Annotated in this window: 21 protein-coding genes, 1 tRNA gene, 1 pseudogene and 1 riboswitch; of the genes and pseudogenes, 12 read left to right on the top strand and 11 right to left on the bottom strand. The window is 69.4% G+C overall.

Annotated elements, in window-relative coordinates:
- Positions 1–736 (bottom strand): hypothetical protein (locus E1286_RS13255; protein ID WP_132612176.1); only part of this gene is annotated, 736 nt, incomplete at its 3' end.
- Positions 737–968: 232 nt separating this feature from the next.
- On the opposite strand from E1286_RS13255, the gene E1286_RS13250 reads away from it, so the two are divergent.
- The 3 genes from E1286_RS13250 (at position 969) to E1286_RS47790 (ending at position 4,456) form a co-directional block, all read left to right on the top strand.
- Entirely contained in the window at positions 969–2,225 is a 1,257-nt protein-coding gene (locus E1286_RS13250) for a DUF4407 domain-containing protein (RefSeq protein ID WP_165969715.1), read from the top strand.
- Positions 2,215–3,795 carry a serine/threonine-protein kinase gene (locus E1286_RS13245; RefSeq protein WP_132612172.1) on the top strand — a complete coding sequence of 527 codons (1,581 nt, stop codon included), beginning with the start codon at positions 2,215–2,217 and terminating at the stop codon, positions 3,793–3,795. Before E1286_RS13250 ends, E1286_RS13245 begins: the two co-directional genes overlap by 11 nt.
- A gap of 394 nt (positions 3,796–4,189) precedes the next feature.
- Complete coding sequence (locus tag E1286_RS47790; protein ID WP_165969714.1) at positions 4,190–4,456, top strand: Lsr2 family DNA-binding protein; 267 nt, start codon at positions 4,190–4,192, stop codon at positions 4,454–4,456.
- A 143-nt stretch (positions 4,457–4,599) separates the two neighbouring features.
- Here the strand turns inward: E1286_RS47790 and E1286_RS13235 are convergent, their stop codons facing one another.
- Together E1286_RS13235 and E1286_RS52015 are read right to left on the bottom strand one after the other, a co-directional pair.
- Entirely contained in the window at positions 4,600–5,280 is a 681-nt protein-coding gene (locus E1286_RS13235; protein ID WP_132612168.1) for a DUF6461 domain-containing protein, read from the bottom strand.
- A 3-nt stretch (positions 5,281–5,283) separates the two neighbouring features.
- Positions 5,284–5,580, bottom strand: coding sequence for a NucA/NucB deoxyribonuclease domain-containing protein (locus E1286_RS52015; protein WP_425464755.1), 297 nt, complete (start codon positions 5,578–5,580; stop codon positions 5,284–5,286).
- A 62-nt stretch (positions 5,581–5,642) separates the two neighbouring features.
- Here E1286_RS52015 and E1286_RS13225 point away from each other — a divergent pair.
- Positions 5,643–7,174: pseudogene (locus E1286_RS13225) on the top strand (ISL3 family transposase).
- Positions 7,175–7,394: 220 nt separating this feature from the next.
- Here the strand turns inward: E1286_RS13225 and E1286_RS13220 are convergent.
- Positions 7,395–7,466, bottom strand: a tRNA-Arg gene (locus tag E1286_RS13220).
- 135 nt (positions 7,467–7,601) lie between these two features.
- On the opposite strand from E1286_RS13220, the gene E1286_RS13215 reads away from it, so the two are divergent.
- The 4 genes from E1286_RS13215 (at position 7,602) to E1286_RS13200 (ending at position 9,883) form a co-directional block, all read left to right on the top strand.
- Positions 7,602–7,973, top strand: coding sequence for a response regulator (locus E1286_RS13215; protein ID WP_132612195.1), 372 nt, complete (start codon positions 7,602–7,604; stop codon positions 7,971–7,973).
- Between the two features lie 226 nt (positions 7,974–8,199).
- Positions 8,200–8,865, top strand: a complete 666-nt coding sequence (locus E1286_RS13210) for an AIM24 family protein (protein ID WP_187368154.1) — start codon at positions 8,200–8,202, stop codon at positions 8,863–8,865.
- A gap of 231 nt (positions 8,866–9,096) precedes the next feature.
- Complete coding sequence (locus E1286_RS13205) at positions 9,097–9,399, top strand: ArsR/SmtB family transcription factor (RefSeq protein ID WP_165969713.1); 303 nt, start codon at positions 9,097–9,099, stop codon at positions 9,397–9,399.
- Entirely contained in the window at positions 9,389–9,883 is a 495-nt protein-coding gene (locus tag E1286_RS13200; RefSeq protein ID WP_246074815.1) for a YbaK/prolyl-tRNA synthetase associated domain-containing protein, read from the top strand. Before E1286_RS13205 ends, E1286_RS13200 begins: the two co-directional genes overlap by 11 nt.
- Here the strand turns inward: E1286_RS13200 and E1286_RS13195 are convergent.
- The gene (locus tag E1286_RS13195) at positions 9,873–10,703 is read right to left on the bottom strand and encodes a universal stress protein (RefSeq protein WP_342776205.1); all 831 of its coding nucleotides are present in this window, start codon (positions 10,701–10,703) and stop codon (positions 9,873–9,875) included. The two genes, E1286_RS13200 and E1286_RS13195, sit on opposite strands and share 11 nt — an antisense overlap.
- A gap of 23 nt (positions 10,704–10,726) precedes the next feature.
- The gene (locus E1286_RS13190) at positions 10,727–11,074 is read right to left on the bottom strand and encodes a hypothetical protein (RefSeq protein ID WP_246074810.1); all 348 of its coding nucleotides are present in this window, start codon (positions 11,072–11,074) and stop codon (positions 10,727–10,729) included.
- 101 nt (positions 11,075–11,175) lie between these two features.
- Positions 11,176–11,286, top strand: a riboswitch (TPP riboswitch).
- Here E1286_RS13190 and thiC point away from each other — a divergent pair.
- Positions 11,279–12,832 carry a phosphomethylpyrimidine synthase ThiC gene (gene thiC, locus E1286_RS13185; RefSeq protein WP_132612164.1) on the top strand — a complete coding sequence of 518 codons (1,554 nt, stop codon included), beginning with the start codon at positions 11,279–11,281 and terminating at the stop codon, positions 12,830–12,832. It overlaps the preceding riboswitch by 8 nt.
- 95 nt (positions 12,833–12,927) lie before the next feature.
- On the opposite strand, the gene E1286_RS13180 is transcribed toward thiC, so the two are convergent.
- The 5 genes from E1286_RS13180 to E1286_RS13160 are packed head-to-tail and all read right to left on the bottom strand — an operon-like array spanning position 12,928 to position 17,396.
- A complete protein-coding gene (locus E1286_RS13180) occupies positions 12,928–13,779 on the bottom strand; it encodes an SDR family oxidoreductase (RefSeq protein ID WP_132612162.1) in 852 nt (283 codons plus the stop codon).
- A 39-nt stretch (positions 13,780–13,818) separates the two neighbouring features.
- The gene (locus E1286_RS13175) at positions 13,819–14,775 is read right to left on the bottom strand and encodes a glycine betaine ABC transporter substrate-binding protein (RefSeq protein WP_246074808.1); all 957 of its coding nucleotides are present in this window, start codon (positions 14,773–14,775) and stop codon (positions 13,819–13,821) included.
- On the bottom strand, positions 14,772–15,548 hold the full coding sequence (locus E1286_RS13170) for an ABC transporter permease (protein ID WP_132612158.1): 777 nt from the start codon (positions 15,546–15,548) through the stop codon (positions 14,772–14,774). The genes E1286_RS13175 and E1286_RS13170 overlap by 4 nt, the downstream gene beginning before the upstream one ends.
- On the bottom strand, positions 15,545–16,729 hold the full coding sequence (locus E1286_RS13165) for an ABC transporter ATP-binding protein (protein ID WP_132612156.1): 1,185 nt from the start codon (positions 16,727–16,729) through the stop codon (positions 15,545–15,547). The genes E1286_RS13170 and E1286_RS13165 overlap by 4 nt, the downstream gene beginning before the upstream one ends.
- Positions 16,722–17,396 (bottom strand): ABC transporter permease, encoded by a 675-nt coding sequence (locus E1286_RS13160; RefSeq protein WP_132612154.1) that lies wholly within the window; start codon positions 17,394–17,396, stop codon positions 16,722–16,724. The genes E1286_RS13165 and E1286_RS13160 overlap by 8 nt, the downstream gene beginning before the upstream one ends.
- A gap of 230 nt (positions 17,397–17,626) precedes the next feature.
- Between E1286_RS13160 and E1286_RS13155 the strand changes: the two genes are divergently transcribed.
- The 3 genes from E1286_RS13155 to E1286_RS13145 are packed head-to-tail and all read left to right on the top strand — an operon-like array spanning position 17,627 to position 20,097.
- Complete coding sequence (locus E1286_RS13155) at positions 17,627–18,016, top strand: hypothetical protein (protein ID WP_132612152.1); 390 nt, start codon at positions 17,627–17,629, stop codon at positions 18,014–18,016.
- Positions 18,017–18,064: 48 nt separating this feature from the next.
- Positions 18,065–19,438, top strand: a complete 1,374-nt coding sequence (locus tag E1286_RS13150) for a sensor histidine kinase (protein WP_132612184.1) — start codon at positions 18,065–18,067, stop codon at positions 19,436–19,438.
- Complete coding sequence (locus E1286_RS13145; protein ID WP_132612150.1) at positions 19,435–20,097, top strand: response regulator transcription factor; 663 nt, start codon at positions 19,435–19,437, stop codon at positions 20,095–20,097. Before E1286_RS13150 ends, E1286_RS13145 begins: the two co-directional genes overlap by 4 nt.
- Positions 20,098–20,162 lie beyond the last annotated feature (65 nt).

Below are 20,162 nucleotides of genomic sequence, written 5' to 3'. Positions count from 1 at the left end.
AAGCGGGACGGAGCCGTACGGGGAGGTCGGCGACCACCTCCGTCCAGGAGCCGGTGTGCGGGCGCAGGCCCACGATGCCGGGGAAGCGGACCTGGCCGGGGCGCTCCAGCACCGCCCTGAGCGTGTGCCGGCCCGCCGGCAGCGGCGCGTGGTCGACCGAGACCAGGCCCGAGGGTTCGAGCGGGCCCGCCCATGCCGAGACCGCCAGCAGCATGCCGCCGGGGTCGGTGCAGGTCACGGTGACGTGGGCGTCCTGGCCCGGCAGCGCGCCCGCGCCGAAGAGCGGCTGCCCCGCCAGTTCCAGCCGCCCGTCCCCGGCCCGTTCCCTGGCCACGATCAGGTCGTAGGAGTGCCGCAGCGGAACCCGGGCGGCCAGGTCGCGCAGCAGGTCATCCACCTTGACCCCCGGTGGGCGCGCGACCCGGGCGGCTGGGCACCACGCGGTGAGCGCGCGCAGGCTCGCCTCCTGCTCGGGCCCGACGGCGGTGTGCAGCACGACGACCGGGTCCGGGCCGTCGGGGGAGACCAGCTCGCGGGCGATCCGGCCCACCGCGTCCGCCACCTCGTCGCCGGTGGCGGTCAGGGTGGACCACTTGGCGGCGGCCCGGCGGATGACGTACGGCGTGCCGATCTCGTCCGCGCGGACCTCGAAGAACCGGATGCCGGCGACGTCGATCTCCACGACGGTCAGCCGCTCCACGAACGACGCGATGAGGTCGTGGATGGACGCGTTCATTGACCGAAAACGTAAAGGTTGGTGGGATTTGTCAATATTACGTCCGTTTCATACATATTTGTTATCTCGTGTCGCGGTGACGGGTCAAGGTGTCAGACGCGGTTGAGGCTTATCTTGTTGATGGTGTTCGTTACTTCGTTGTTGCCGACTGTTGATGCTAATAAGTACGCTGCCGAGAGGGTAGCGGCGGGACTTCCGGGAGCGGCAAGTGATCGGTAAATGGTTGATCATCTTGTCCGGTGCCCGGCAGGACGTGCTGGAGAAATACGACGGCGAACGCGCCAGGTTCGTGGGCCTGGGCGGGGCCGTCCTCACCACCGCCTGCCTCGCCGCGCTGGCCATGACGTTCGCGCTCTCCTCGGCGCTCAAGGTCTTCCTGCCGCTCGCCATCGCCATCGGCCTGGTCTGGGGCGTGGTGATCCTGGGCCTGGACCGCTGGCTCGCCACCTCGCTGCCGGTCAAGGGCCGGCGGCGGTTCTGGCTCGCCCTGCCCCGCGTCCTCCTGGCGCTCCTCCTCGGCGCTGTCATCTCCACACCGCTGGTTCTGCAGATCTTCAAGCCGGAGATCGACGCCACCATTCTCGACATCAAACAGGAACGGCTCGACGTCTTCACCCGCGCGCAGCAGACCGGCGAGACGGGCAAGCGCGTGGACGCCCTGGAGAAAACGGTGACGGAGCTCGAAGCCGTGATCGCCTCCCGAGGGGAGACAGCGCTCGACCCGGCCTCCGACCGGCGGATCCAGGAGCTGGAGAAGTCCCGCAAGGAGGCGGTGAAACAGCGGGACACGTTCTACGACGAATGGCAGTGCCAGCTTTACGTGGGTCCGCCGAAATGCGCGAAAAAGGGTCAAGGACCGCTGTCCCGGGCGGCCGAACAGGCCTACCAGCGGGCCGCCACCCGGGTGAACGACATCGACCGGCAGATCCAGCAGCGCCGCGACCAGCTCGCCAGCACCCAGGCCACCGGGCGGGCCAGGCGGCTCGAAACGGCGGAGGACGAGCTGCCGAAGGTGCGGGCCGAGCTGGAGCGGCTGACCGGCCAGCAGACCGACCTTCGCGACCAGTTCGTCCAGGAGAACCACGACTCCGACGGCCTGCTGCTCCGGCTCGAGGCGCTGAGCCGGGTCTCCCAGGAGAATGCCACGCTCAACATGGCGCGCCTCCTGCTCTTCCTGTTCATCCTGGTCATGGAGTGCCTGCCGGTGCTCGTCAAGCTGATGCAGCGGCCGGGGTCGTACGACACGATCGAAGAGAAGCTGGACGCGAAGCGGCTGCGTGACGCGCTCGACGACATCCGCGACGGGCCCGGCCAGACGCGGCGCTTCACCTCCTTCCACGAGGCGCCCGACCACGACGATCCCGGCTCCTACCCCACGGAGAGCTACGGGACGCACAGTTCCGAGGACGACGCGCTGCGCACCCTGCGCGACACCCGATCCGGCGGCGGGCATTACGAGCATGCCGGGCAGCTGAACGATGATTGGTGACCGCGTCGCCGGCCGGTTCGTCATCGAAGCGCCCCTGGGCGGGGGCGGCATGGGGCGGGTCTGGCGTGCCAGGGACCGCACACTCGACCGGACGGTGGCGCTCAAACAGATCCGCCCCGACATGGGGCCAGTGCCCGAACTGGCGGCGCGGGCCAGGCGGGAGGCGCAGGCACTGGCCAGGGTCGACCATTCCGGCATCGTCAGAGTGCACGACATCCTGGACACCCAGGACGGGCCGTGGATCGTGATGGACTACGTCCGCGGCGACGCGCTCGGCACGCTGATCGACCGCTCACCGCTGCCGGAGCTCGAAGCGGCCAGGGTCGGGGCCCGCGTGCTCGACGCGCTCACGGCCGCGCACGCGGTGGGGGTGTACCACCGCGACGTGAAGCCGGACAACATCCTCATCACCACCTCCGGCGAGGTGGTGCTGGTGGACTTCGGGATCGCCGCCATCGAGGGCCAGTCCTCGCTCACCACGCTCGGGCGGCTGGTCGGGACCCCTGACTTCATGGCGCCCGAGCGGCTTCATGGCGACCCGGCCGGAGCGGCGGCCGATCTGTGGTCGCTCGGCGCCACGCTGTACACGGCGCTGGAGGGGCGGCCGCCGTTCCGCAGGAGCAACGACGCGGCCGTCAGGTTCGCGATCCTCCGTGCCGATCCCGACCCCTTGCTCCGCTCCCACAGGCTCGCCTCGACGATCGGCCGCCTGCTGGACAAGAATCCCGGCACCCGCATGACGGCCGCCGAACTGGCCCACGACCTGAACCGTCTCCTCGAACCGCCCCGCTCTCCCCGGAACGGGGACCGTCCTCCTCGATCCGGGCGAAATCCTGCCGGAGGCGGACCGGTCAGGCGTGATCCGTCCGCCGGCCAGGCCGGGCGAAATCCTGCTGGGAACGGACCGGCCAGGAATGATCCGTCCGATGGCGAGGCCGGGAGGACTCCCGCCGAAGGCGGACCGGTCAGGCGTGATCCGCCGGCAGATCGGGCCGGGAGCAATCAAGGCGGAGGCGGGGCGGTCCGGAGGGGCGTGCCGCCCCCAAGGGGTCCCGCCGTAGGGAATGCGCGGCGGTCGGTTGCGCACCAAGGGGAGAAGCTTCTCGCGGTCCCCGCCGCCGACGCCGCGTCGGCGCTCGGAGAACGGTGGCAGGAGTTCACCGCCGACGCAGTGGAGGAGATGTGCAGGCAGGCGGCCAAGAGCGCCAAGATCCTGCAGATGCTGCTTCCCCGCCGCGCGTGCCGGCTGCTGGATCAGGTCCGCGACCCTGCCCTGGTCGCGGGGGTGGTACTGGCGATGGACACCCGCCACCGCGGTCACATCCTCGGCGGCATGCACGACAGGAACTCCGCCGCCGCCATCGGCGCGATGGCCGCCACCGATCCCCGCCGGACAGGCCTCGCGGTCGCCGCCATGCCGGAGGATCCGGCCGTACGCGCCCTGAACCGTCTATCACCCGCCACCATCGCGAACGTTCTCACTCACTGCCCCCACTCCACCCGCGACCACCTCCTGTCCCGCCTCCCCGACACCACCCGCGAAGCCGTCAAACGCAGGCTCACGGGCTGACCGGGAGTTCAGTCTCCGGATGCCGCGACGAGGCTATCCCCAAGTTCCGGGCGGTGGCCCCTGGGAATGCCCGGGCGTTGGACCAGGTCGACCGGCGTCCAACTCGGTGGGCTCGTCTCGCGCGCCCGCCAGCAGGGTGGACCCTCCACTGCGTCACCCAGCGCGCCACCGACCACAGCCGCGCCGAGTTCAGCCCGTCCTCGCCCCTGACCTCCAGGCCCTGGCCGACGCCTGGACCGGCAAGCCCCCATTGTCATTGACCCCGACGAGCAAGTCGAGCTCTACCACGTCAACGAACTGCTCGCCGTGGCCGCCGACTGCGACGACCGCCAGGTGCAGGCCGCTCAGCCGAGCCAGGCAGGCACTCGACAAGCGCAACACCCTCTGGACCCAGGTGGACGAGCGGCGAGCAGCCGAAGCCCAGCGCGAAGCCGCCGAGCAGCCCGCCGCCGACCGCGTCGCCGAACTGGAGCAGCAACTCGCCGACGCCCGCGAGCGCGCCAAGGCACTCGGCGCGAGGCCCAAGCGCACCACCACCAGCGACCGCGACCAGGACCGCGAGATCCGCGATTGGGCCAAAGCCAACGACATCCCCATCAACGACCGCGGCCTGATCCCCGGCCGCATCCGCGACCAGTACAACGACGCTCACGCCGCCTAACTTCACGAAATGCCACACCCATGGACACCGCCACCACTACCGGAATCCCCAACGCGAGCGCGACCAGCCCCAACCACGCTGACGGCCTCATCATCGACTTCGCGACCTTCGAGCGGTCCTGACAGCCAAGATGCGGTGTAGCATCACTCCTCCGTGATCGTGTACATCGTGTGCTCCGCCTCCAGCCATGCCGCGTCGATCTCCCGGCCGGTCACACGGCCTATGAGGACCAGGGCGGACGTGATGCTCTCCGAGCTTTCGGCTGCGTCGTCCCCGTGCCGCCAGTTTTCACCGAGCCGGAACCGCAGTCTGGCGGCGTACGAGTCGAGGCAGCCCGGCTCCCACCCGCTCCGCGACTCCGGATCGGTGATGGCGAACTGTGTCATCATCCTGCTGTCCACAGAGTATTTGACGGAGCCGGCGCCGCTCATGCCCCAGTTCATGCCGATCGCCCGACCCCCCTTGGCGGACAGCACGGCCATAGAGGTGTTGCTGACGCATTCCTCATCACCGATGAGGAGAGTCCAGTCGCCCGTCCTGCCGACCAGGATGACGCGTGCGTCGTAGCCGCCGTACATGGTGATGCCGGTGTTGTCTCGGAAGCTGCCGCGGAAAGCCGAGCTCAGGTCCGCGTTCAGCCGGCCGGCCACCTCCTGCGGGCTCAGGCCCTCGCACCATACGGCGCAAAAGGCTGGGATGGGCAACAGATCCTCCACGTCGCCATAGGAGCAGATGAGGTCATAAAGGTATGTCGGGGACGTCATGGAACCTCTGGTGATGAGAAGATGGACGGCTGCCCAGCTGGAGCCGGGCAGCCGTTTCATGCGTTATTCGACCGACACCCAGAAGTGGTTGCCGCCGGCTACGCGGTAACGAGCGTAGAAGACCGACTTGTGCCAGCCTTCACTGCTGTTGTGAGATTTTTCTAGAGCCCGAATGGAGAAGTTCCCGTTCCCGAGTCCGCCGCCCTGCAGCGTGCTGGCGAACGGATATTCGTCGCACCGCTTCTCTTCGGCAGCGGCATTCGGGAAGTCGGCCTTGCATACCTTGTTCTTGGCCGACTCGTTCTTCGAGTACCACGTCCTGCCGTCGGGCGCTTTCTGCCCACTGGTGGCTCTGTCCAGTAGGCTCTGTCGCGAATTCGGCTCTGTCGCGAATTCGGTGGTGACACACCGTGCTGCTACTTGTGCATGGTGGCAACGATCTCGCGCATACGGTGTTCTCGGGGTTATCTCCTCTGGTCGTGGAGGAGGTGACGGACGAGGGCGAGCAGATCCGGGTACACGCGCGAACCCCGGATCGATCGGCCGCCTGTCCTGACTGCGGAGCCGAGACGGCACGCGTGCACGGCTACCACCAGCGTTATGTGGCTGATATCCCGATCGACGGACGCCGGGCGCTGGTGGTGGTGCGGATGCGCCGCTTGATCTGCCCGACCCGTGGCTGCCGCCAAACCTTCCGGGAACAGGTGCCTGGGGTGCTGGAACGCTACCAACGCCGCACCCTTCGCCTGACCTCCCAGATCGGCGCAGTGGTCCGCGAACTGGCCGGACGTGCCGCCATACGGGCGTTAGCCGCGCTGGCAGTGCCCCTATCGCGACATACCGCCCTGCGCCTGCTGCTGCGTCTGCCACTACCTTCGCTGCGAGTGCCCCGCGTGCTGGGCGTGGACGACTTCGCGCTGCGTCGACGTCATCGCTATGCCACGGTGCTCATCAACGCCGAGACCCGCCAACGCATCGAAGTTCTGCCCGGCCGCACCGCCGATGTGCTGGAGGCCTGGCTGCGCGCCCATCCTGGAGTGCAGCTGGTCTGCCGGACGGCTCGGGCGCCTACGCCGAAGCGATCCGGCGTGCCGTGCCCGACGCCATTCAGGTTGGTGATCGCCGGCACTTGTGGCACAACTTCGGCGAGGCCGTGCTGAAAGAAGTGGCCGGACACAGCGCCTGCTGGGCCAAGGCCGGTCCCCCGATCAAGGACGGCAAGCGTGCGCAGACCACCCGCGAGCGCTGGCATCAGGTCCACGAGCTGCTCGGCAAGGGCGTCGGCCTGCTGGAATGCGCCCGCCGGCTGAATGTGGGCCTGAACACCGTCAAACGCTACGCCCGCGTGCCTGAACCGATGCGCCTGCAACGCGCCCCTCTCTACCGGCCCACCCTCGTCGATCCCTACCGGGACCACCTCAAACGCCGCCGGGCCGAGGACCCCGCCGTGCCTGTCCTGCACCTGTTCAACGAGATCAAAGCCCTCGGCTACCCGGGCAGCTTCAACCTCCTCTACCGCTACATCACTCAAGGGCGAGTCGAAGCGGACCGGCTGCCCATCGCGCCCCGCCGCTTTGCCCGGCTCCTGCTCACACACACTCACAACCTCAAGGATGAGCACCGGCGCTTGCTGGACGACCTCACCGCCTCCTGCCCCGAGATGATCGACTTGGCCGGGCTCGTCCGCGGTTTCGCCGACCTGCTCCGGCCGCGTGAAGGCAACGCCGACCGTCTCGACGCGTGGATCGCCATCGCCCGCGCCGCCGACCTTCCTCACCTGCATGCCTTCATTCGCGGCCTCGACCAGGACCGTGACGCCGTGCGTGCAGCTGTCACCCTGCCGTTCCACAACGGCGGCACCGAAGGTGTGAACACCAAGACCAAGCGCATCATGCGCCAGATGCACGGCCCGGCCGGCTTCGCGCTGCTCCGCCACCGCATCCTCTTGGCCTAACGTTCCGTCACCACCGAATTCGCGACAGAGCCGAAGACCGTACAGACCCCCCTGGCCAGGAGACCTACCCGATGAGGTTCGGCGTCGGGATCGTGGCCCACAACTGGTCCACAACCAGCGAGCTACAACGAGAACGGGCGGGACTCCGTGAGACTGGAGGCCCGCCCGTTCGTACGATGTTCGCCCTGGTCAGCGGACTTAGCCGCTGATCGAGATCGAGTGCCCCCTGTAGGATTCGAACCTACGCACCCGGCTCCGGAGGCCGGTGCTCTATCCCCTGAGCTAAGGGGGCTCGATGCGTGACAAGGCTATCAGCATCTGAGCACCACTCGGCACCAGATAAAGGTCGGCGAACAGTTCGTGTGAAACCGCACGTGATCGGGCCGGCGCGGGTACCTTTGCGGCCGTGGGCGAGGTTCTTGGGAAAGTGCTGGTCGTGGACGACGACGAGGTGATCCGGCAGCTCATCGCGGTTAACCTGAACCTTGAGGGGTTCGAGGTCGTGACCGCCACCGATGGGCAGGACTGCCTTGATCGCGTGCTCGACGTCATGCCTGATGTCATCACGCTTGACGTGATGATGCCGTGCCTGGACGGGTGGACGACGGCGGAGCGGTTGCGTACCGAGGAGGCCACGCGGCACATCAAGGTCGTGCTCGTCACGGCCAGGGCGCAGGACGACGACAAGAAGCGGGGCCGGGGCATCGGAGTGGACGCCTACCTGACCAAGCCGTTCGACCCGGCGGAGTTGATTCAGGTCGTGCGGGATCTGGCTGCGGGTGCGGGCGCGCGCGGCTGAGCGAGGCTTTGGCAGGGGTGCCGGCTGATCGAGGGTTCCGCTGGAAGGCGCTGACCGGTCCTGGGCTCTGCTCGATGGCGTCCGGCATGAGGCTTCGGGCGAGGTGCTGGGTTGGGGCTTGGCCTTGGTAAGGGCTGATGGGCGCGGGTGGCCGGGGTTCGGACGCGCGCGGTGGTGGGGTTCTTCGTAGGGTGGCGGTGTCAGTTCTCCTGCGAAAGGCTGGACCGTGCGTAGCTCGATTTTCGGGAATTTCGATCCTCGGCAGTTGCCTCCTGGCTTTGCGCTGGAGAACGGCAAGATGTTGCGCGTGCAGCTCCCCGAGGTGCTGGCCAAGCAGGGGTCGATGGTCGCCTTTCAGGGGCAGATGGACTTCGACTACGAGGGCGCCGGCGGGCTCGGCAAGCTGCTGAAGAAGGCCGTGACGGGTGAGGGTGCCTCGCTGATGCGGGTGCGCGGGCAGGGGGTGCTCTATCTGGCCGACAATGCCGACGACATCCACCTGTTCTACCTGGAGAACGAGGGGATCACGGTCAACGGGCGTAATCTGCTGGCGTTCCAGCCGCAGATGACCTGGGACATCCAGCGGGTCCAGGGGGCCGGGGTGGCGGCCGGCGGGTTGTTCAACACCACGGTCACCGGCACCGGATGGGTGGCGGTGACCACTCATGGCACGCCGGTGTTGCTCGACGTGGCGCGCATGCCGACGTTCGTCGATGGGCAGGCGGCGGTCTGCTGGAGTGCGGGGTTGCAGGTCGGCGTCAACCGGACGATGAAGGCGGGTGCGCTGATCGGGCGGGGGAGTGGCGAGGCCATGCAGTTGGCGTTCCGGGGGCAGGGCTTCGTGTTGGTGCAGGCCAGCGAAGGTCCTCCCGTGGTGAAGGCGTCCTCCTGACGGGGTGCTGGCGCGGGTCAGCGAAGGGCCGCCCGTTGTGCAGGCGTCCTCCTGATCGTCCGCTGCGCGAGGCCGCCGTCGGCGGTTCTCTCCGTGGGTGGGAGAACGCGCTTCGGCGGCCAGGAGCGCCGGTATCGGGTGAAGGGCCTGTAGGGGGCCCACTCCAGTGTGCTGAGCCAAGTGGAGCGCGCCCCCATAGACAGGGAATTAGCTAATTGCCATAATGCCGTGGTGCTGGATGTCGACCTGGTCAAGGCGTTGTCCAATGACAAGCGGCTGCAGATCCTGGAATGGCTGCGCGACCCCGCGCGCCACTTCTCGCCGCAGCGCGAGGGCGACCTCGTACGCGACGGCGTCTGCTCGCTGTTCATCGCCGAGAAGCTGGGCGTGAGCCAGCCGACCTGCGGCGAGCATCTCAAGGTGCTCGCGAAGGCGGGCCTGATCCGCGGCAGGAGGATCAAACAGTGGGTGTTCTACCGGCGCGACGAGGACCGGATCGCCGCGGTGAAGGAGATGCTGAGCAGTGACTGGTGAGCCGTACGCCGCCTACGAGCGGCTGATCGCCGACATGGACGCGGCAGGAGCGCGCTACCGGCTGATCGACCACGCTCCCGAGGGGCGTACGGACGAGGTCAGCGCGTTGCGCGGGCACGACGTGTCGCAGGCGGCCAAGTGCCTGATCGTGATGGTCAAGATCGGCAAAAAGCAGACGCGGCACGTGCTGGCCGTCGTCCCTGGCGACGCCCGGCTCGACCTGCAGGCCGTCAAGGAGTTGCTCGACGGCACGTACGTCGGCTTCGCCGGCAAGGACAAGGCCGAGGAGCTGGCGGGCAGCGTCAGCGGGACGGTGCTGCCGTTCAGCTACGACCCGCGGTTGGAGCTGGTCGCCGACCCGTCACTGCTGGGGCAGCCCGAGCTGTACTTCAACGCCGCCCGCCTCGACCGGTCGGTGGCGCTGGCCACGGACGACTACGTACGGCTGGCCAAGCCGCGGACGGCGCCCATCGTCATGAGCTAGTGCGGACCACGGCCAGGGGGCAGGGCGCGTGGTGCAACAGGGCCTGGCTGATGGAGCCGAGCAGCATGCCCGCGAGCTGCCCGTGCCCGCGCGAGCCGACGACCAGCAGGTCCGCGCCCACGGCGGCCTCTTTCAGCACCTCCAGCGGGTGCCCGTGCACGACCTCGGGAACCACGTCGACCGCGGGGTGCCGGTCGCGGTGGCCGGTCAGCCGGTCTTTCAGCAGGTCCAGCGCGTCCTGTTCGCTGTCGCGGTCGGCAGGCTCGAAGCCGGTGGGGCGGGGCCAGGCCCAGGCGTACACGACGCGCAGCCGCGCGCCCCGCAGCCCTGCTTCGCGGAAGGCGAACTCGATCGCGCGTTCGGCGCCGGGGGAGTTGTCGGTCCCGGCCACGATCTCGCCGCGTGAGACGGCCGGCTGGTGCTGGACGAGCACGACGTTCGTCCGGGCGTGCGTGGCGATCCCGTGCGCGGCCGAGCCGATGAGCAGCCCGCGTACGCCGCCGACGCCGCGGTTGCCGACGACCAGCAGCTCGGCCCGTTCCGACGCCTTGACCAGGGCCGATCGAGGGTCGCCGGGCAGCAGCACGCCTTCCACGCTGACCTGCGGCCACTCGCGGCGGGCGCGGTCCTGCGCCGCGGTCAGCACGGTGTGGGCGGAGTCGCGCATCCACCGGGCCACCTCGGCGTAGTGGAGGTCCTCCTGCTCGCACAACCACTTCGGCACGGCGTAGGCCACGGTGAGCGGCGCCCCCCGCAGCTTCGCCTCGGTGGCGGCCCAGCCGGCGGCCTCAAGGCCGGTACGGGAGCCGTCCACGCCCACGATGATCAACCGATGTCAGCTCCTCACGATCGCGTGTAGCACTCCACTTCGGCGCGGCGAAGGGACAACCCCTGCTCGGTGGACTCGCGCACGCACCGGCGTTCGGCCTTGCTGAGTTTGAGCTCGCCGCACACGGCCACGCCGGCGTACGCGCGGCAGTCGAGCTCCGTGTCCTCGTTGCCCACGCGGTACGTCCGTCTGACCTCCGCGCGGCACCTCGCGGGTCCGGTGTCCGCGTAGCGACACTGGGCGATCAGCGTGTCGTACTGTTCCTGGCTCACTTCGCGCTGGTCGCTACCGTCCCCAGCGGCTGCGGTGGCGCCGACCGCGGCCAGCACCACGAGTCCGGCGACAGCGACGATCTTCTTCATAGTCCCCCCGAAGTGGTCCGTACCGCCCAGGAGGGTCACCAAACATCACTTCACACAAACCCACCATGTTTCAGGCGATGCCGGGCGTGGGTACGATCACCGCCGTCCAACGCGGGAGCCCTGCACATCGGGCTGAGAGGACGGCTGAAAGCCGCCGACCGCCAGAACCTGCTCCGGGTAATGCCGGCGAAGGGAGTTTGCGCGATGACTGACGCGCACCAGCCCCGATTCTCCAAGATCTACACCGGTGACCTGCGCGTGCCGATGCGGCAGGTGCACCTGTCCAACGGATCGGCGGTGACGCTGTACGACACCTCGGGCCCGTACACCGACCCCTCGTACGAGCCTGACCTGCGGCGTGGTCTGCCGCGACTGCGCGAGCCCTGGGTTGCCGAGCGCCGCGAGAAGGGAGAGCCGGTCACCCAGGTCGGCTGCGCCCGGCGCGGGATCGTGACCAAGGAGATGGAGTTCATCGCCGTGCGCGAGGGGGTCACCCCCGAGTTCGTCCGGCAGGAGGTGGCGGCCGGACGGGCCATCATCCCCGCGAACGTCAACCACCCCGAGTCCGAGCCGATGATCATCGGCAGGAACTTCCTCGTCAAGATCAACGCCAATATCGGCAACTCCGCCGTGACCTCCTCCATCGAGGAGGAGGTCGAGAAGATGACCTGGGCCACCCGGTGGGGCGCCGACACAATCATGGACCTGTCCACCGGTGACGACATCCACGAGACGCGCGAGTGGATCCTGCGCAACTCGCCGGTGCCGGTCGGGACCGTGCCGATCTACCAGGCACTGGAGAAGGTCAAGGGGCGCCCCGAGGCACTGTCGTGGGAGGTCTACCGCGACACCCTGATCGAGCAGTGCGAGCAGGGCGTCGACTACGTGACCGTGCACGCGGGCGTGCGGCTGTCGTACGTGCCGCTGACCGCCAGCCGCAAGACGGGCATCGTCTCGCGCGGGGGCTCGATCATGGCCGCCTGGTGCCTGGCGCACCACCGCGAGAGCTTCCTGTACGAGAACTTCGCCGAGATGTGCGAGATCCTGGCCCGCTACGACGTGTCGTTCTCGCTCGGCGACGGCCTGCGCCCCGGCTCGATCGCGGACGCCAACGACGAGGCCCAGTTCGCCGAGCTGCGCACGCTCGGGGAGCTGACCACGATCGCGCGAGAGTACGACGTGCAGGTCATGATCGAGGGCCCGGGCCACGTGCCCATGCACAAGATCAAGGAGAACGTCGAGCTGCAGCAGGAGCTCTGCGACGACGCGCCGTTCTACACGCTCGGCCCGCTCGTGACCGACATCGCCCCTGGCTACGACCACATCACCTCGGGCATCGGGGCCGCCATGATCGGCTGGTTCGGCACCGCGATGCTCTGTTACGTCACCCCGAAGGAGCATCTCGGCCTGCCGGACAAGGACGACGTCAAGACCGGCGTGATCACGTACAAGATCGCCGCCCACGCCGCGGACCTGGCCAAGGGGCATCCGCAGGCCCAGGCGTGGGACGACGCGCTGTCGGACGCGCGGTTCGAGTTCCGCTGGGAGGACCAGTTCGACCTGTCGCTCGACCCTGACACGGCCCGGTCCTTCCACGACGAGACGCTGCCCGCCGCGCCGGCCAAGACGGCCCACTTCTGCTCGATGTGCGGCCCGAAGTTCTGCTCGATGCGCATCAGCCACGAGATCCGCGAGCAGGGGTACGCCGAGAAGGCCGCCGAGTTCCGCCGCCTCGGCGGCGAGATCTACGTCGACTAGCCGGTGCATGAGGAGGCCGGTGGCGCGCCGGCCTCGTCGCCCACGATCGAGGAGCGGCCACCACGCCGGAAACCTGACCGGGTGGCCGCCTTCGCTCATCCGGGCAGCGTCTCGCCGCCGATCGGGGCGAGGACCTCGCCCGTGTAGTACGACGACATCAGCCCCGAGGCGAAGAAGACGTACGAAGGGGCGATCTCGTCCGGGTCGGCGGCCCGCTGCATCGGCACCTGCTGACCGAACTTGCCCACCTTCTCCTCGGGCATGGTCGCCGGGATCAGCGGCGTCCACACCGGGCCCGGTGCCACGGCGTTGACCCGGATGCCGCGTTCGACCAGGTTCTGCGCCATGGAGTAGGTGAAGGCGTTGATGGCGCCCTTCGTGGCGGCGTAGTCGATGAGCGACTTGTTGCCGCGCAGGCCGTTGATCGAGGAGGTGTTGATGATCGCGCCGCCCTCCCGCAGGTGGGGCAGGGCGGCCTTGGTCACCCGGAAATAGCTGTGGATGTTGACCGCGAACGTGTGCTCCCACTGCTCGTCGGTCAGCTCCTCCAGGCCGCTCACCGGCGCCTGGTAGGCCACGTTGTTGACCAGGACGTCCAGGCCGCCCAGCTCGGAGACGGCCTGCTCGACGACCGAGGCGCAGTGGGCGCGGTCGCCCAGGTCGCCGGGCAGCGGCACGCAGCGCCGGCCGGTGGCCTCGACCAGCTTGCGGGTGTGCGCGGCGTCCTCGTGCTCGTTCAGGTACGCGATCGCGACGTCGGCCCCCTCCTTGGCGAAGGCCACGGCGACCGCCCTGCCGATGCCCGAGTCGCCGCCGGTGATCAGGCACTTCTTGTCCTGCAGCAGGCCCCTGCCCTGGTAGCCGCGCATCTCGTCGCGCGGCTCGGGGGCCATTTCGCCGGTCTGACCCGGGTACGGCTGCTTCTGCGGTGGTGGTGTTTCCGACATATCAGGCGGCCTGCCCGTGGCCCGGTATGGCTAACGCCATCACCGGACGAAACCCTCGGCTCTGAGCCAGTCGCGGGCGACCAGGGCGGGCACGTCGCCGTCCACGTCCACCTGGGCGTTGAGGTCGCGCATCACCTTGTCGGTCAGCTTGGCGCTGATGGGCGCGAAGATCCGCGCGATCTCCGGGTGGGCGTCGGCGAGCTCGCGCCGCATGGTCACCGACGCGTTGTAGAGGGGGAAGAACTTCTTGTCGTCCTGCAGGAGCGTCAGGTCGAGCGCCTCGACCCGGCCGTCCGTCGTGGTCACCATGCCGAGGGCGCACCTGTCGCTCGCGACGGAGTCGTAGAGCACGCCGACCGACACCCGGCGCACGCCCTGCCCGGGGATGTCGGTGCCGTAGCGCAGGCCGTAGGCCCTGAGCATGCCGAGGAAACCGTCGTCCCTGCCGAAGGTCTCGTGGTCGACGCAGAACGTACGCTGCCGCACCGGGATCTTTCTGATGTCGGAGATCGTCCGCAGGCCCCACCGCTGGGCGGTGGCGTGGGTGACGCCGACGGCGTAGGTGTTGTTCAGCGGCGCGGGCGGCAGCCAGACGATGCCGTTGCGGCGCAGGTCCAGGTCGCGCACGGCCACGTACTGCCGCCACGGGTCGGGGATCGGCCGGCGCTGGCCGAGGTAGGTGATCCAGCCGGTGCCGGTGTACTCCCACATCAGGTCGGCGTCGCCCCGGGTCAGGGAGGCGCGGGCGTTCACGCTGCCCTGGACGTTGGTCTGGTCCACCACGTCGGCGCCCGCGGCGGACAGCGCCAGCACCGCGATCTTGCCGAGCACGAGCTGCTCGGTGAACTCCTTGGACGTCACCCGCACGGTCGTGCCCTCCAGCGAGGCCACCGGCCGGATGCCGGCCGGCTCGACCGGCGGCACGAACGACCCTGCCCGCTCCAGCCCGCACCCCGCCAGGACCAGCACGAGCAGCAGCGCCACGAGCGCTCTCACGACAGTCCCTTCGGCGAGAGCAGACGCTGCGCGAGCCCGCCCAGCCAGTCGAGGATCAGCGCCAGCACCGCGATGAGCACGCATCCGGTGATGAGGACCAGGTTGCGCTGTGTGCTCACCCCGGCGGTGATCAGGTCTCCGAGCCCGCCCGCGCCGATGAACGCCGCGATGCCGGCCGTGCCGACGTTCAGCACCAGCGTGGTCCTGACGCCCGACAGGATGACCGGCACCGCCATCGGCAGCTCCACCTTGGCCAGCACGCCGACCGCCGACATGCCGATCCCGCGGCCCGCGTCCACCAGCCGCGGGTCCACCTGTTCCAGCCCGACCATCGTGTTGCGCAGCGTGGGCAGCAGACTGTAGGCGAACAACGCCGCCACCGCCGTCCAGAACCCGATCCTGAACAGCACCGCCAGCAGCACGACCATGCCCACCGCGGGGATCGCCTGGCCCAGGTTCGCCAGGGCCAGCGCGTACGGCGTCACCCGGCGCAGGCCCGGCCGGGTGAGCACGATGCCCAGCGGCAGCGCCACCGCCAGCACCAGCACCGTGGAGAAGAACACCAGCCGGATGTGCTCCCAGGTGCGTCGCAGCACGAACGGCAGGTTGAGCGAGCCGCGTTCGATGCCGTCCAGCGGCACCATCTGCGTGTAGGCGATCATGGCGGCGGCCACGGCGAGGTAGCACAGCGGCGGCAGCACCACATGCCAGGAGCGGCCGATCCGCGGCTCGGGGATCGTCTCCCGCTCGGCGGCGGCGGTGGACAGGCTCATCCGCCCTCCTCCCGGCCGAGGCGGAGCATGCGGCGCTCGCGTTCCCTGGCCTTGATCGACTGGATGGCGTTCTGCACCGTGGCCAGCGACAGCGCCCCCTCGTACGCCTGGTGCCTGCCCGTCACGGGGACGATGTCGGTGTCGGCGTTGAGCAGCTCCTCCAGGGCGTCCTGCAAGGTCTTCCTGCGGCCGATGGAGCCGCTGATCTCGTCACCCGTCGTGCCGACCGGCCCTTCCCGTCCCTTGAGGTGGGCGGTCGTGACCCAGCGCAGCGGACGCCGCATGCCGTCGAGGACCAGCGCGTACCCGCGGCCGTCGCGCTCCATCTCGGCGAGCACCTCGCGCGCGTCGGCGTCCTCGGCCGCGTACGGCACCTGGTCCAGCTCGATGTCGCCCACCTTGGTCAGGCTCAGCAGCCGCATCGACGAGCCGGCGCCGAGGAACTCCTCGACGTACGCGTCGGCCGGGTTCGTGAGGATCTCCGCGGGCCTGGCGTACTGCACGATGTGGCCGGGGCGCTGCATGATCGCGATGTGGTCGCCGAGCTTGAGCGCCTCGTCGATGTCGTGGGTGACGAAGACGATCGTCTTGGACAGGTCGTCCTGAAGCCTGAGCAGCTCGTCCTGCAGGCGCTGGCGGCTGATCGGGTCGAGCGCGCCGAACGGCTCGTCCATGAGCAGCACGGGCGGGTCGGCGGCCAGCGCGCGGGCGACGCCGACGCGCTGCTGCTGCCCGCCGGAGAGCCGGCGCGGGAACGTGTCGCGGAACGTGGACGGCTCCAGGCCCACGAGTGTGAGCAGCTCGTCGACGCGTTCGGCGATGCGGCGGCGGTCCCAGCCGAGCAGCTTGGGCACCTGCGCGATGTTCGAGGCCACGGTCATGTGCGGGAACAGCCCCGCCTGCTGGATCACGTACCCGATGTGGCGTCTGAGCCGGTCGGGGTCGATGTCGCGGGAGCTGCGGCCGTCGATGAGGATGTCGCCCGAGGTGGGCTCGATCAGCCGGTTGATCATGCGCATGGTGGTGGTCTTGCCGCAGCCGGACGGCCCGACGAGGACCACGATCTCGCCGGCCGCGATGGTGAGGTCGAGCTCCTGTACGGCGGGCGCCCGGCCGCCGGGGAACGCCTTGGTCACCTTCCGCAGCTCGATCGGGACGCCGCGCGTGCTCGGTTCAGACATGGGCGCTCCTCGTCACGAGCCGCCGCAGCGGCCCGTCGGGCGCCGTGAGCCGCCCGAGCAGCACGTAGCAGGCGTCGAAGAGCAGCGCGAGGACGGCCACCCCGATCGTCCCGGTCAGCGTGGCGTTGACCGCGTTGGCGCCGCCCAGCCTGGCCAGGCCGGAGAAGATCTGCTCACCGAGCCCCGGCCCGGAGACGTACGCGGCCACCGCGCCGATCCCCATGGCCAGCTGCGTGGAGACCCGGATGCCGGTGAGGATCACCGGCCAGGCCAGCGGCAGCTCGATCCTGGCCAGTGTCCTGCGCCGGCTCATGCCGATGCCGCGCGCGGCGTCCACCAGCAGCGGGTCGACGCCTTGCAGGCCGACGACGGTGTTGCGGACGATGGGCAGCAGCGCGTAGATGACGATCGCGGTCACGCTCGGCGCCACGCCGAGCCCCAGCAGCGGGATCATCAGGCCCAGCAGGGCCAGCGACGGGACGGTGAACAGCACGCCCGCCGACGACGTGGCCAACGAGGCCATCCGGGGGTGCCGGTAGGTGGCCACGCCGACGAGCACGCCCAGGACGGCCGCCACCAGAACGCATTGGGCGACCATGCTGGCGTGCTGCGCCGTCTCGAAGAGGATGAGGTCCCAGCGATCCTCGACGTACTCCCACAGATTCATCAACCAGCTAGTAACCGAGCTTGCCGCGCCGAAACCGAAGTACCTCTCCGCTCTCTTGCGCAGCTCCATTCCCGGGAGTTGCCGTGGTTGGCGTCCGGAGAGGTCAGATGAGAGGTTTCTCATCTTGGCCTCAGCGTGGTCTCCTCGAAGAGCGAGAGGGTCGGCTCATGAAACACCGGGCAATGGTGATTCTCCTTGTCCTGGCACTGGCAGTGGCGGGGATCACGGCGATGGGCTTCGTACAGGCGGCCGAGCAGGAGCCCGACCTGGGCGGCCCCGTGGTGGTCACGCCGCGGGCCCAGCTCAGCGGGCAGGTCACGGCCGAGCCGACGCCGAGCGCGGGCGAGAGCGCGCGCGCCGGCGACGGGCCGACCAGGGCGACGACCGAGACGGCCGGGCCCGGGCAAGGGCCCGGTCAGGAGCCCAGCTCGGAGCCCAGTCAGGGGCCGGGACGCTCGGCGACGCCCGCATCCCCCACGCAGACCCAGGGCGAACGCGCCGCGACCCGAGAGCCCCGGGCGGAGCCGGTCAAGCCGCCGTCACCCAGACCTGGCGGCGGAGACGACGATGACGACGACGGAGGCGATGATGACGACGGAGGCGACGATGACGACGACTGACCGGGAAGGCACACGCGGGTGAGTGCCCGCGCCCGGATCGTGGGCTGGATGCTCTTCGTCGTCGGTCTCGCCCTCGGTGTCGCCATCTTCGCCACCTGGATGGCCCTGTCCACCAGGCTCGACAACCGGATCAACCTCGAGCTGGAGAACGAGTACGACAAGCTCAAGCGGTACGCCGCCAACGCGCTCGACCCGCGCACCGGCCGCACGGTGACCGACGTCGGAGATCTGCTGCACAACTACCTGCAGGTCAACACGCCCGACCGGTGGGAGACGTTCTTCTCCATCGTCGACGGCGAGCCCCACAAGATCACGTTCGTCCCGCCGCCGGTGCGCCTCGACACCGACCCCCAGCTGGTCGCGGAGATGGCGAAGGCGACCAGGGCCGTCCGCAAGGAGATGGACACCACCCGCGGAGAGGTCCAGTACGCGGTCTTCCCGGTCACCGTGGCCGGCGACCCCCGCACCGGCCACTTCGTCGCGGCGGCCTTCTCCGACCTGCACCGCGACGAGATCGACGACGCCGTACGCACGCTCGTCCTGTCCGCGGCGGCGGCGATGGCGTTAGCGGGCGGCGCGGGGTGGTTCGTGGCGGGGCGGGTGCTGGCGCCGGTCCGGCTCGTCCGCCAGACCGCTGAGCAGATCAGCGACTCCTCCGACCTGACACGCCGGCTCGACGTGCCGGGCAACGACGACGTGGCGGCGCTCGCGGCGACCTTCAACCACATGCTCGACCGGCTCGAACACGCCTTCGTCGTCCAGCGGCACTTCATGGACGACGCCGGCCACGAGCTGCGCACGCCGATCACGGTGATCCGCGGTCACCTGGAGCTCATGGGCGACGACCCCGACGACCGCGCCGAGACCCTCGCGCTGGTCACCGACGAGCTCGACCGGATGAACCGCATCGTCGACGACCTGCTCACCCTCGCCAAGGCCGAGCAGCCCGGCTTCCTCAACCTCGACAACGTCGAGCTGGCCGACCTCACGGTCAGCGTGGTGGCCAAGGCCCGCGGGCTGGGCGAGCGCAAGTGGCGCGTCGACGAGGTGGCCGAGGCGCGCCTGCCCGCCGACCGCCAGCGGCTCACGCAGGCCATGATGCAGCTGCTGGCCAACGCCGTGCGCCACACCACCGACGACGACCTGATCGCCGTCGGCTCCGCCGTCCGCGACGGCCGCGTCGACCTGTGGGTGCGCGACAGCGGCCCCGGCGTCCCGCCCGCCGATCGCGAGCGCATCTTCGGGCGGTTCGTCCGCGGGGAGGGCCGCACCAGCGCCCAGGAGGGCGCCGGGCTGGGCCTCGCCATCGTCAAGTCCATCGCCCAGGCCCACGGAGGCACCGTGAAGGTGATGGACGGCCCCGGGGGCGGCGCCTGCTTCGTCATATCCCTTCCGCTGTGGGAGCTCTGGAGGTTGAATTGAACCGGATTCTGATCGCGGAAGACGAGGCCCGCATCGCTTCCTTCGTCGAGAAGGGGCTGCGGGCCAACGGGTTCGTGACGGCCGTGGTCGGCGACGGGGTGGCGGCCTTCGACCTGGCCGCCACGGGCGGGTTCGACCTGCTGATCCTCGACATCGGGCTGCCGCTGAGCGACGGGTTCACGGTGCTGCGGCGGCTGCGCGGGTCGATGGTGACCATCCCTGTGATCATCCTGACCGCGCGCGACAGCGTGAGCGACACGGTGGCCGGCCTGGAGGGTGGCGCCGACGACTACATCGCCAAGCCCTTCGCCTTCGAGGAGCTGCTGGCCCGGGTGCGGCTGCGGCTGCGCGCCGACCGCACGCCCGAGGTGACCGTGCTGCGGGTGTCCGACCTGTCGCTGGATCTGCGGACGCGGCGGGCGTACGTGGGCGACCGGGCGGTCGACCTGTCGACCCGGGAGTTCGCGCTGGCCGAGATCTTCTGCCGCCATCCCGACCAGGTGCTGACGCGCGAGCAGCTGCTCAGCCACGTGTGGGGGTTCGACTTCGATCCCGGCTCCAACGTGGTCGACGTCTATGTCCGTTATCTGCGGCGCAAGATCGGCGCCGACCGCATCGAGACCGTGAGAGGCACCGGTTACCGCATGAGAGCCGCCTAATCATCAGCTCACGGGCGCTTCACTCCGCACCTTCAAGCTGTTCACAGAAGGCACTACGGAAGGAG

Origin of the sequence: Nonomuraea terrae (assembly GCF_004348995.1) — a bacterium.
Taxonomy (GTDB): Bacteria; Actinomycetota; Actinomycetes; order Streptosporangiales; family Streptosporangiaceae; genus Nonomuraea; species Nonomuraea terrae.
The sequence above is the reverse complement of the archived record's forward strand: the minus strand, read 5'-3'. Positions and strand labels throughout refer to the sequence as shown.